Consider the following 11,693-nt stretch of genomic DNA (forward strand, 5'->3'; position numbering starts at 1 on the left):
GGTCGGGCGCCAAGGCGGCACTGCCATCACTCCGAATCCATCAGCTCCAAAAGCTTCTTGGCGGCGTCCCGAATGTCATCGTGGCCGTGCTGTGCGGCCCGGCTTTCCAGCGAGATTACGGCGCAGCGGTGGATCTTCTTGAAGTCGCCGAACGGAAAGCTGACGCTGCCCTTCGTGCCCTTGGATTGTGCATCGTCCCGGCCCAGATGCCATTCGGCGAATGCCGCGAAGCCGTGCTTGTCGATGTAGGCGTTCCCGTCGTCAGCCGAAGGCGCGTGCTCACTCCAGTCATCGCGGACATCCCGTTCGACTTTTCCGCTCTTGATGAGCTTGCGGGCGTGTGTCAGTGCTTTGGGGTTGAGTTTGGCGGCCATAGTGCCTCCTGCGGGTTCGACGTGGAATGCCGGCCAACTCAGCCTAACCCCGTCAAGGCCCGCCTAATCTGTCGAATTGCCCACACTATTGCCTAAGTGGTGGGGCAATGACCTAAACTGCTTCACTGAGGCGCCTGAAATGGTGCCGCGCAGCAACGAAAGTGAACCCCGCTATGGCTACCGATTACGACGCTCCACGCAAGACAGATGACGAGTCTTCCGCCGAGTCGCTGGAGGCACTTCAGGCGTCCCGCGGCGGCAACGCCCAGACCGCTGTCATCGACGTCGAGGAGAACGATACGGCCGAGGGCATCGACCTGCCCGGCGCCGATCTTTCGGGCGAAGAACTGACGGTTGTGGTTGTTCCCGAGCAGTCCGATGAGTTCACGTGCTCGTCCTGCTTCCTGGTCCGCCACCGCTCCCAGATTGCCCGCGAAAAGAACGGCCTGAAGTACTGCATCGAGTGCGAAGGCTAGGATTTTCCGCCCCCTCAAGCGCGAACCAAGCCCCGTCAGCCCACCGGCTGTACGGGGCTTTTTGCGTCTCCGCGGCGCAACCGGAACACCGCCATCCGGTGGGCCGGTCCGGCGTCGTTATGATGCATAACGGCGGGGTGCAGAAATGGTGTTAAAAGCGTTTCTTTAGGCGGCAAAAACCAGGCGGAATTACTCCGGCGTGACCGGCGAAAGCCGCTCTTAACGGTTCCGCGCCGAAGCGGCCACAACCCTTATTTACGGCCCCCGAGACTCCTACGCTTGAGGTACCAAATCACTCGAAGGGTGGCCCACAATGAAAAAGCTTCATGCATGGCTGACAGTCATTCTGATGGCTGTTGGATTGGGTTTCCTGGCTCCGGGGCCCGCCTCGGCAGCAACATCGTACTGTGGGCTCGCATGGGGGTCGCTGGCTAAATCAGAGCCGGACCTGAGTACCGCATCCGTCACCAGTGTCAGGACGGGGCAGCACTACTGCTTCGACCGGATGGTGGTTGATCTCAACGGCCCGGTTAAGGGCTATATGGTCCAGTATGTTCCGGTGGTAGTCCAGGACGGTTCAGGTGCTGACATCCCGCTGCGGGGTTCGGCATTCCTCCAGGTAACGGTGAACGCTCCGTCCTACGACAGCAACGGCAACCCCACGTACAGCCCCGGTACGCAGGCCGAACTGTCCGACGTGTCGGGATACCAGACCTTCCGTCAGGTGGCCTCCGCAGGCAGCTTTGAAGGCTACACCAGCCTCGGGCTGGGCGTCCGTGCCCGGCTCCCCTTCCAGGTCTTCACCCTGGACGGCACCGGCTCCGGCTCGCGCCTGGTGGTGGATGTAGCGCACTTCTGGTGACCACCGGTCCGCGGCTTTTCCGACGTTGAGACAAATCAATAACCCAAGGGAGGTGCCCTGCCTGGGAAGACTCCGGGCGGGCACTCTTCTGTGCGCTCGCAGCCGGGCGCAAGCCCTTTCGGGGCGGGCATCGGCCGGACCATGAATTCCGACGGCGGGGGCTATTCCGGGCGGCTGCCCTGGCGCAGCGTCGCGCGCAATTCCTTCCAGGCTCCGGTGGACCACAGTGCCCACGCGACCAGGACAGGCTGGAAGAACAGGCGCGATAGGCGCGCACGGTCCGTATCCAGGCCGAACCCGTCGGTCCGGGTCACGTACTGCGAGATGTTGCCGGGAAAGATCAGTACAAAGAACGCCGCCGCCACCAGCCCCACCGGGACCCGGCGCTTACGCAGGGCGATCAGTGCGGCGCCGAGGCTGATTTCAACCACTCCTGATGCCAGCACCACAAAGTCTTTATCCATCGGGAACCACGGGGGGACCTGCGCCTGGAATTCCTGCCGTGCAAAAGTGAGGTGGCTGGCGCCGGCGAACACCAATGCACCGCCCAAGGCAACGGCTCCGATCAGCCGAGGCGCCGAGACCTTCCGGGCGGGGCGCGTCAGGAGCCGGGCCAATGCTGTTCGGGTGAGCGTCATAACTGAAAACGTAGCATGCCTGACTCCCCGGCCTACCCGCCGGTAACTTCCTGCCATTGTTCAGGAATGGAATATCCATGGAGTCCGCTTTGGGCCATTCCCGGCAGCTTAGTAAGCTTACTGAGAAATCTTGTCCGTCCGCCGAGCGCAGCCCCGGCTGGACTGATAGCGTCGGCATTACTGGACCAATCGAGGAGGATTCATGAAGGCTTCACCGACCCTGACCAATAATCTGCAGGCCGTTCTCGCGGACCTGATCGAGCTGCACATCCAGGGCAAGCAGGCCCACTGGAACATCGTAGGAACCAACTTCCGCGACCTCCATCTGCAACTGGACGAAATCGTCGATGCCGCCCGGCAGTTCGCGGACGACACGGCAGAGCGGATGCGCGCCCTGCACGCCCTGCCGGATGGCCGGAGCTCCACCGTGGCCAAGTCGACGTCCCTCGCCCAGTTCCCCGAGGGCCTCATCAGTACCAAGGACGCCATCGAGCGGATCGTTGCCGCCCTTGAAGCTGCTGTGGGGACCATGCGTAAGGTCCATGACGAGGTGGATGAAGAGGACCCCACCACCGCGGACCTGCTCCACGAATTCATCGCCAAGCTGGAGCAGTATGCATGGATGGTGAACGCCGAGACCATGAAACCCTCGGCCAGCGTCACCGCGCCTGACACGAAGTAAGAGTCGGACGCGTCTTGGGCGCGAAGGTCCCGGCGCCGGAATAACTTCCGGTACCGGGGCCTTCTTTGTGCGCTCTTCCGCAGGCCGGGCGGCTGCGCCTAGTCCGCCGTCGGGACCTTTCGGAGGACGACGGCGGTGACGGCCGCCGCGGCCGCCATCAGTAACAGTGCAATTGCCGCAGTGATGTGGACGCCTGAATCGAACGCGAAGCGCGCCGCTCCGCGGAGCGCCTCGTCCAGTGGGGCCGGGAGGCCGGCGGCCAGTTTCGTGGCTCCGGCAAGGGTCTCGCCCGCCTGGTGCACCGCGCTCGCGGACACCGACCCTTCCAGCCCCGCCGGAAGGTGCAGGTTGTGCTGGTAGGACGCAGTGAGGATGGACCCCAGAACGGCAGTTCCCAGCAAGGAGCCCAGCTCATAGCCGGTTTCCGAGATGGCCGCCGCCGCGCCGGATTTCTCTGCAGGGACGGAGCCCAGAATGAGATCGTTGGAAATCGTTTCCGCAGCGCCTACCCCCACGGCAAGAATCAGCAGTGCGGCCAGCAGGAGGACCGGGCCGGAAGCGTGATCTCCAAAGGCGACGAGCCCGTAGCCGGTGGCGCTAAGAGCCAGGCCTCCGGCCACCACGAAGCCCGGGCGCACTTTCCGGACCAGTGGAACCACCGCCAGGCCGGCAATTACCGTGGCCACCAACGCGGGGATCATGGCTACTCCGGCGGCCGAGGGATTCATTCCGTCCAGGAGCTGCAGGTGCTGGGCCAGGAACAGGATGAAGCCCGTGAAGGAGAACAGCGCCAGCACGTTGGCCGTGATGGCAGTGCTGAAGACCCGGTTGTTGAAGAGTGACACGTCCAGCAGCGGGCTGCTTAGCCGCTGCTGGCGGCGGACAAAGACGAATCCCATGGCCAGGCCAAAGGCGACAAGGGCTGCAGGGGCGGCGCCGAAACCTTCCGTTGCCAGCTCCTTGATGGCATACACCAGGGGCACCATCACCAGCAGGGACAGGGCGATGCTCGGCACGTCCAGGCGTCCGGGGTGCGGATCCTTCGACTCCGGGATGAAGGCGGGGCCAAAGGCCACGAGGGGAAGCATGATGGGGACTGCGACCAGCAGGATGGCGCCCCACCAGAAATGCTCCACCAGCCAGCCGCCAAAGATGGGCCCCAGTGCGGCACCGCCGGAAAAGCCCGCCGCCCAGATGGCCACGGCCAGCCGGCGCCGGTTTGGCTCGGGGAAGATGTTGCGAATCAGGGACAAGGTGGAGGGCATCAGCATCGCACCGAAGAAGCCCAGCGCGGCCCGGCCGGCGATGAGCCACTCTGCACTGGGGGCAAAGGCTGTGGCTGCCGAAACCGCAGCGAAGCCCACGCTGCCAATCAGGAGCAGGCGGCGGCGCCCGATCCGGTCACCCAGGCTGCCCATGGCCACCAACAGGCCAGCAAGCACCAAGGGATAAGCGTCCACAATCCACAGCAGCTGGACACCGGTGGTCTGAAGACTGCCCGCGATCGCCGGTAGTGCGAACGTCAGGGCCGTGTTGTCCACTGCCACCAGAAGTACCGGGAACATCAGCAGGATCAGAGCCAGCCAGTCGCGCCACGGCGCCCCCCCGGGCTTCGGCAGTATGGCTCCGGCCTGCGTTCTGTGCGTGTTCTGGGGGAAGACGTTGGACAATGTCATTAGATAACTATACCGTCCAGACGGTATAGTTAAAAAGCCCGCCCGCCGACCGTGCATGATGGGAACCATGGCCAGAAAACCAGTAGCACGCGATGCCGTCCTCGATGCGTTCGAAGAACTCCTGATCGGGGTGGGGGAGCGGGCTGCCACGCTGGAGGCCGTGGCCAAGCAGGCCGGAGTGTCCAAAGGCGGCCTGCTATACCACTTCCCCAACAAGGAGGCGCTGATCGTGGCCATGTTGGAGCGCCTAGATTCGCTGGCCGGCGAGGACATTGCCCTCATGGCGGCGGCACCGGAAGGCGCAGCCACCTACTTCATCCGGACGTCGCTCTGGTCCGGTTCACCAATGGACCGCTCCTTCCTCGCAGCCAGCCGCCTGGCTGAGGTGGCCCACGTGGAGGCCCGGCGTCGTTTCGCTGCCATCCAGCAGCACTGGCTGGAACTGATCGCCGCCGATGTTGGCAGCGGCATGGCCAAGGCTGTGCTCTATATGGGGGACGGGCTGTACCTGAATGCCATGTGGGAAGGCGGGGCAGCCTCGAGCGCGGATGGCCGGCAGGGCGATGTGGAGGTGCTTTTGTCTGCTGTGGAGCGGCTGCGCGGCTGATTCTGCTCAATCATTCGGCCAGGCCTTGGCGCGGCCCGCGGGTGTCCGGACGCTCTGGTGCTCCGCACCGGAATGATGGCGCAAAATCCGACGGCCTATTTGCCCGATGACCAGCCAGCGGAGGAGAATTGGACCTCGTGATGGCCGCCAGCGGCCGGCACAGCATACGAATCACGGTGCCAGCCCCGCTCTGTGAAAACAGGCCCGGCGGAAACTCTCAAGTCCCGGAAAGGGCAGGGAGGAACCGGCTCGATGTGGCGTACCCCTGCCCGCTTTAGTTATGGAGTTCCCTGTGAGTGTTAAGCCCGCCTCAGCCACCTTCGTTGACCGGCATATCGGTGCCCGCCGCGAGTCGCATATCGACACCATGCTCAAGGCCGTTGGCTATGACACCGTTGATTCTTTGGTGGACACCGCGGTTCCCGATTCGATCCGCCAGGCCAAGCCGCTTGCCCTTAAGGACGCCCTCAGTGAGGTTGAGGTCCTGGCTGAGCTGCGCAAGCTCGCCGGCAAGAACAAGACCGCCGTCCAGATGATCGGCCAGGGCTATTACGACACCGTCACGCCCGCCGTGATCCGCCGCAACGTCTTAGAGGCGCCGGCCTGGTACACCGCCTACACGCCGTACCAGCCCGAGATTTCCCAGGGCCGGCTCGAGGCTTTGCTGAATTTCCAGACCATGGTCCAGGACCTGGTGGGCCTGCCGATTGCGAACGCCTCGCTGTTGGATGAAGCCACCGCCGTGGCCGAGGCCGTGCTGATGATGCGCCGCGCCAACAAGAACAAGGAAGCGCATGACGGCAAGACGGTCCTGGACGCCGACGTCATGCCGCAGACCATCGCCGTGGTCAAGGGCCGCGCCGAGGCCCTCGGCTTCGAGGTGGAGGTCGCTGACCTGTCCAAGGGCCTGCCCGAGGGTGTCATTAACGGCATCGTCCTGCAGCAGCCGGGCGTGTCCGGCCGGGTGTTCAACCACGCCGAGGTCATCAATGCTGCCAAGGAGCGCGGCGCGTTGGTCACGGTCGCCGCTGACCTGCTGGCCCTGACCCTGATCACGCCCCCGGGTGAGCAGGGCGCCGACATCGCCGTCGGTTCCACCCAGCGTTTCGGTGTGCCGCTGTTCTTCGGCGGCCCGCACGCTGCGTACATGGCTGTCGCGAAGGGCCTGGAGCGGTCGATGCCCGGCCGCCTGGTGGGCGTCTCCAAGGACGACGCCGGTCTCCCGGCTTACCGCCTGGCGCTGCAGACCCGTGAGCAGCACATCCGCCGCGAAAAGGCGACCTCAAACATCTGCACCGCGCAGGCCCTGCTCGCCATCGTCTCCTCGTTCTACGCCGTGTACCACGGCCCGGACGGGCTGAAGGCGATCGCCGAGCGCACCCACAACCACGCCCGCACCCTGGCGGCGTCCCTTAATGCGGCTGGATTGAAGGTCCTGCATGGCAGTTTCTTCGATACCATCACCGTCAGCGTGCCGGGCAAGGCCGTTGAGATCGTTGCTGCGGCCGAGGCCAAGGGCATCAACCTGCGCGGCATCGACGCCGACACGGTGGGCATCTCGGTGGACGAGACCACGACGCCGGAAAATGTCGCCGCCGTCGCGGATGGCTTTGGTGCCCAGGTCGTAGCTGGCGACGCGGTCACGCAGGCCGGCTTCGCCCTCGATGCCGCCCTCGAGCGCACCTCCGAGTTCATGCAGCACCCGGTGTTCAACACGCACCGTTCGGAAACCCAGCTGCTGCGTTACATCCGCAAGCTGAGCGACCGGGACCTGGCCCTGGACCGGACCATGATCCCGCTGGGCTCCTGCACCATGAAGCTGAACGCGACCGCGGAGATGGAAGCCATTTCCTGGCCGGAGTTCGCCTCGATCCACCCGTTCGCCCCGGAGTCCCAGACCGTGGGCTGGCGCGAACTCATCAGCGGCCTGGAAGCTGATCTGGCGGAGATCACCGGCTATGACCAGGTCTCTTTGCAGCCGAACGCCGGGTCCCAGGGTGAGCTCGCGGGCCTGCTGGCGATCCGCGGCTACCACCGCGCCAACGGCGACACCCAGCGCAACGTCTGCCTGATCCCGGCCTCCGCGCACGGCACGAACGCCGCCTCCGCCGTCCTGGCGGGCATGAAGGTTGTTGTCGTCGCGACCGCGGCGGACGGCACGATCGATCACACCGACCTGTACGCGAAGATCGAGGCGAACAAGGACGCACTCTCGGCGATCATGATCACCTACCCCTCCACCCACGGCGTCTATGACGCGGACGTGACCGAGATCTGCGAGGCGGTCCACGCCGCCGGCGGCCAGGTCTACGTGGACGGGGCGAACCTGAACGCCCTGGTGGGACTGGCGCAGCCGGGCAAGTTCGGCGGCGACGTCTCGCACCTGAACCTGCACAAGACCTTCTGCATCCCGCACGGCGGCGGCGGCCCCGGTGTTGGCCCGGTCGCAGCCAAGGCCCACCTGGCCCCGTTCATGCCCGGCGACGCAAACAAGGCAGCCCACCAGGACGGGACCGGCGTGGCCATTTCGGCGTCGAACTTCGGTTCCGCCGGTGTCCTCCCGATCTCCTGGGCCTATGTGAAGCTCATGGGCGCCGAAGGCCTGAAGGAAGCGACCAAGTCCGCTCTCCTGGCAGCGAACTATGTCGCCGCCCGCCTGAACGAGTACTTCCCCGTCCTGTACACCGGTGAGGGCGGTCTGGTGGCGCACGAGTGCATCCTGGACCTCCGTGAGCTGACCGCGAAGACCGGCGTGACGGCCGAGGATGTGGCCAAGCGCCTCATCGATTACGGCTTCCACGCCCCCACCCTGGCGTTCCCGGTGGCGGGGACCCTGATGGTGGAGCCCACCGAGTCCGAGGACCTGGCCGAGATCGACCGGTTCATCGACGCGATGATCACCATCCGCAAGGAAATCGACCAGGTCGCCAACGGTGACTTCACCGTGGAGAACTCCCCGCTGCGCCACGCACCGCACACCGCGTCCGCCGTCGTAAACACGGACTGGACCCGCGAATACACCCGCGAACAGGCCGTCTTCCCCGTCCACCACCTCAAGCAGGACAAGTACTTCCCGCCCGTCGGCCGCATCGACGGCGCCGGCGGGGACCGCAACCTCATCTGCTCCTGCCCGCCGCTTTCCGAATTCGAAAACTAAGGTCAGCGGGCACAAGCCGGGCGCCAGCCTAGTTATTCAGCGCGGCCCAGAGGTTGAGGGACGACGCGAACACAATCCAGGTGATGTAGGGCAGCAGAAGGAGCCCGGCAACGCGGCTGATCGGGCCGAAGCGGACCACGGTTACGGTCACGGCCACGATCAGCGCAAGGATGATGGCAAAAGCCAGCCAGAGAGCCGCCGTGCCGATCAGGGGGTACAAGCTGAAGAACGTCGGGGTCCACAGCAGGTTGAGGCCCAGTTGGAGTCCGTAGACCACCATGGCTGGCCGCGACGCCGGGCTGTGGCGGCGCCACACCAGCCACGCGGCCACCGCCATGGCTGTGTACAGCGCCGTCCAGACCGGCCCGAACAGCCAATTCGGCGGCGACCAGGGAGCCTTATCAGCGTCGACGTACCAGCCGTTCACGTTGGCCACTGTGGCGAAGGCACCCAGCCAGGCGACGAAGGCGGAGGCTGCCAGGAAGATCGCGAGGGCAAACACTTGGCGCCCGAGCCGTGGTTTCGGGCTGGTGCCTTCGTGGCTTTGGGCGGGATTTTCCGGCAGTGGCTCCATGGGTCAACCCTTGCGAAGGGCGGCCCGTTGGTCAAGCCGCCCGCCACCCTGCTGGAACGGCTGTACCTGATCAGGCTTTAGACTTGTGGCTATATGTCCGCACGCTGCCACGAGAACAGAACCGCGCACGAAACCCTGAGATTGGACACTGCCCCCTTGCGAGAATTCACCGCCCGCTTTGCCACAGCGGAGGAAATTGAGAACTGGGACAAGCACGTCACGGCAAACCCCAACGGCGGCAACATGCTGCAGTCTGCGGCTTATGCGTCCGTAAAAAACGGCAGTGGCTGGAGCGTCCGCTTCCTGGTCCTGGAATCGGGAGCAACGTCCAGCTACAACCTGGTCCTCGAGAGGAAGTTCCCGGTCCTGGGCCGGCTCTGGTACCTGATCAAGGGACCCGACCTGGACTCCGTCGCAGACCTTAAGCCGGCCCTAGAAGCCTGCGCCGCGTTCGCCCGCAGCCGCAAGCTCAAGGTCTTCAGCATCAAGATCGAGCCGGACATCATCTCCTCGCCGGAAGTCCGGGCAGAGCTGGCGGCCGCGGGCCTGGTGAAGGCACCCAACATCCAGTCCAATGATTCCACTGCGCTGCTGGACATCGCCGCGCCCGCGAACGAAGTGCTTCGCGCCATTTCCTCCCGCGCCCGCAACGCGATCCGCCGGGCCGAACGCGAAGGCTGCGAGGTGGTGGAACGAGAAAGCAGCCCGGAAACGTACCGCGCCCTTTATGACCTTATGGCGGACACCGTCAACGCCAAGGGCTCCATGCCGCTGCGCAGCTACGAGTACTACGCCCAGTTCTGGGACGAGTTCTGCAACCGCGGCCAAGGCCGGTTCTTCTTTGTTTATGAGGATGGCAAACCGAGCGTCGGTGCCTTTGTGATCAACTACGGTGCCAAGGCAACCTACAAGGACGGCGGCTCCACCCAGAACCGCAAGCAGTACGGCGATTCCCACCTGGTCCAGTGGGCCGCGATCCGCCGCATGCAGGAGCTCGGTTGCACCGAATACGACTTCTGCGGAACCCCGCCGGCGGCCGGGATCAAGGACAAATCCCACAATCTGTACGGTATGGGCATGTTCAAGACGAGCTTCACCAAGACGGTCACGGACTTCGTCGGCTGCCACGACTATGTCCTGTCGCCGGTCCGGCACGCACTCTGGGTCAAGGGAGCGGAACGGATCTTCCGACGGGTCGAAACTGCCCGCACCGGCCAGCAGTTCTACTGACAGCGCGCCACCAACACACACCGACCACACACAGACGAACGCCAGCGCATGCCCCAGCCGGGCGGCGCAGCCACAGATGAGGTTACTTCCGTGAATCCAACCAAGGCCGACGCCGGACTCCAGCCTGGCATCCTCAGCGATGCCGAGTTCGAGGCTTTCTCCCTCAAACACCCGCAGAACAACTTCATCCAGTCCGCCGACTTTGTCCGCTTCCAGCGTTCCCGCGGCCAGGTGGTGGAACTCTTCGGCGTCAGGCGCGACGGCGAACTCGTCGCCGCCGGCAAGCTCAACTACACCACCAACCGGTGGGGCTACAAGGTGTGCGAGTGCGCCAAGGGCCCCCTCATGGACTATACGGACACCGCACTGGTGCGTGACGTCGTCGGACTCCTCAAGGAACGCGGCGCGTTCCACAATGCGGCGGAACTCCGGATCTCCCCGAACCTGCCGTACATCGCCCGGGATGAAGACGGTGCCGAGCACCCCGACATCACGGATAACAGGCCCCTCGTGGCCGAGCTGGGGCGCCTGGGCTTTGACCACCAGGGCTCGGAGATGGACTTCGTCAACGTGAACTGGATGTTCATCAAGAAGCTCGACGGCATCAAGGATTCCGAGGAGCTCATCATGAGCACCAGCTACCGGACGCGCAAGGCCATCCGGAAGGCTGAGAAAAACGGTGTGTTCCTGGAACAGGCCACCCTGGACACCCTGGATGAGTTCTACAGCGCGCTGAGCACCGCCGGGGACGAGAAGGGCTTCGTCTACCGGGAGCGGGAATACTACGAACAGCTTCTGCGGACCACGTCGCCCGAGTTCACCAAACTCATGATGGCCAAGATCGACATCCCCGCGTACCGGAAGTCCATCACCGAACGGCTGGAGGCCGAATCCGCGGCCGCCGCCGAACTGCGCCGCGAGGTCGAGGAAACCGGCAGCAAGAAAAAAGCCAACCGGCTCAAAGTGGTCCAGGACCTCGCGGACAGCTATGAGCGCAGCCTCAAGGACATTGAGCGGTTCCCCGATTCCGTGGGCGTCGCCACCGTGGCCGCCATCCATTTTGTCTGCTTTGGCGACGAAGTGGTGTGCGTGATCGGCGGCACCAAACAGGACTACATTTACTTCAACGGGGCCACCTCCCTGTACTGGGGCATGATGCTGCACGGCCTGGAGAAGGGCTACGCCAGGTACAACTTCTACGGCACCTTCGGCATCGAGGGGCAGGACGAGGAAGGCCACGGCGGCTACCAGTTCAAGAAGGGTTTCGGCGGGAATGTGGTTCAACTGGTGGGCGACTTCGTGCTGCCGGTCCGGCCCGTCGCCTTCCAGGCCAACCGCCTGGGCCGATCAGCCATTGCCGCCGCCAGGATACTGCTCGGCAAACTGCCGCTGAAGCGGCAGGCGTAATACCAAACCA

11 protein-coding genes are annotated in these 11,693 nt (G+C 64.4%); 7 read left to right on the forward strand and 4 right to left on the reverse strand.

What is annotated here, in order from left to right:
- Window positions 1-26: 26 nt before the first annotated feature.
- Window positions 27-374, reverse strand: coding sequence for a hypothetical protein (locus AC1MCD_RS03720; protein WP_498675955.1), 348 nt, complete (start codon window positions 372-374; stop codon window positions 27-29).
- 173 nt (window positions 375-547) lie between these two features.
- Here AC1MCD_RS03720 and AC1MCD_RS03725 point away from each other — a divergent pair, with 173 nt between their 5' ends.
- Both AC1MCD_RS03725 and AC1MCD_RS03730 read left to right on the forward strand, forming a co-directional pair.
- Window positions 548-850 carry a DUF4193 domain-containing protein gene (locus tag AC1MCD_RS03725; protein ID WP_190991448.1) on the forward strand — a complete coding sequence of 101 codons (303 nt, stop codon included), beginning with the start codon at window positions 548-550 and terminating at the stop codon, window positions 848-850.
- A gap of 313 nt (window positions 851-1,163) precedes the next feature.
- The gene (locus AC1MCD_RS03730; protein WP_498675958.1) at window positions 1,164-1,712 is read left to right on the forward strand and encodes an AMIN-like domain-containing (lipo)protein; all 549 of its coding nucleotides are present in this window, start codon (window positions 1,164-1,166) and stop codon (window positions 1,710-1,712) included.
- A gap of 161 nt (window positions 1,713-1,873) precedes the next feature.
- Here the strand turns inward: AC1MCD_RS03730 and AC1MCD_RS03735 are convergent, their stop codons facing one another.
- Window positions 1,874-2,350, reverse strand: coding sequence for a DoxX family protein (locus AC1MCD_RS03735; RefSeq protein WP_498675960.1), 477 nt, complete (start codon window positions 2,348-2,350; stop codon window positions 1,874-1,876).
- 202 nt (window positions 2,351-2,552) lie between these two features.
- On the opposite strand from AC1MCD_RS03735, the gene AC1MCD_RS03740 reads away from it, so the two are divergent.
- Window positions 2,553-3,032 (forward strand): Dps family protein, encoded by a 480-nt coding sequence (locus AC1MCD_RS03740; RefSeq protein ID WP_190991451.1) that lies wholly within the window; start codon window positions 2,553-2,555, stop codon window positions 3,030-3,032.
- Between the two features lie 98 nt (window positions 3,033-3,130).
- Here AC1MCD_RS03740 and AC1MCD_RS03745 read toward each other — a convergent pair whose 3' ends face one another.
- On the reverse strand, window positions 3,131-4,708 hold the full coding sequence (locus AC1MCD_RS03745; RefSeq protein WP_498675962.1) for an MFS transporter: 1,578 nt from the start codon (window positions 4,706-4,708) through the stop codon (window positions 3,131-3,133).
- Window positions 4,709-4,775: 67 nt separating this feature from the next.
- Here AC1MCD_RS03745 and AC1MCD_RS03750 point away from each other — a divergent pair, with 67 nt between their 5' ends.
- On the forward strand, window positions 4,776-5,315 hold the full coding sequence (locus AC1MCD_RS03750) for a TetR/AcrR family transcriptional regulator (protein WP_498675964.1): 540 nt from the start codon (window positions 4,776-4,778) through the stop codon (window positions 5,313-5,315).
- Window positions 5,316-5,607: 292 nt separating this feature from the next.
- Window positions 5,608-8,472, forward strand: a complete 2,865-nt coding sequence (gene gcvP, locus AC1MCD_RS03755) for an aminomethyl-transferring glycine dehydrogenase (protein ID WP_498675968.1) — start codon at window positions 5,608-5,610, stop codon at window positions 8,470-8,472.
- A 28-nt stretch (window positions 8,473-8,500) separates the two neighbouring features.
- On the opposite strand, the gene AC1MCD_RS03760 is transcribed toward gcvP, so the two are convergent.
- A complete protein-coding gene (locus AC1MCD_RS03760; RefSeq protein ID WP_498675970.1) occupies window positions 8,501-9,046 on the reverse strand; it encodes a TspO/MBR family protein in 546 nt (181 codons plus the stop codon).
- Window positions 9,047-9,202: 156 nt separating this feature from the next.
- Here AC1MCD_RS03760 and AC1MCD_RS03765 point away from each other — a divergent pair, with 156 nt between their 5' ends.
- Both AC1MCD_RS03765 and AC1MCD_RS03770 read left to right on the forward strand, forming a co-directional pair.
- A complete protein-coding gene (locus AC1MCD_RS03765) occupies window positions 9,203-10,276 on the forward strand; it encodes a lipid II:glycine glycyltransferase FemX (protein ID WP_498675972.1) in 1,074 nt (357 codons plus the stop codon).
- Between the two features lie 90 nt (window positions 10,277-10,366).
- Window positions 10,367-11,683 carry a peptidoglycan bridge formation glycyltransferase FemA/FemB family protein gene (locus AC1MCD_RS03770; RefSeq protein ID WP_498675975.1) on the forward strand — a complete coding sequence of 439 codons (1,317 nt, stop codon included), beginning with the start codon at window positions 10,367-10,369 and terminating at the stop codon, window positions 11,681-11,683.
- The last annotated feature ends 10 nt before the right edge of the window (window positions 11,684-11,693 follow it).

The organism is Arthrobacter sp. BF1, from assembly GCF_056680215.1.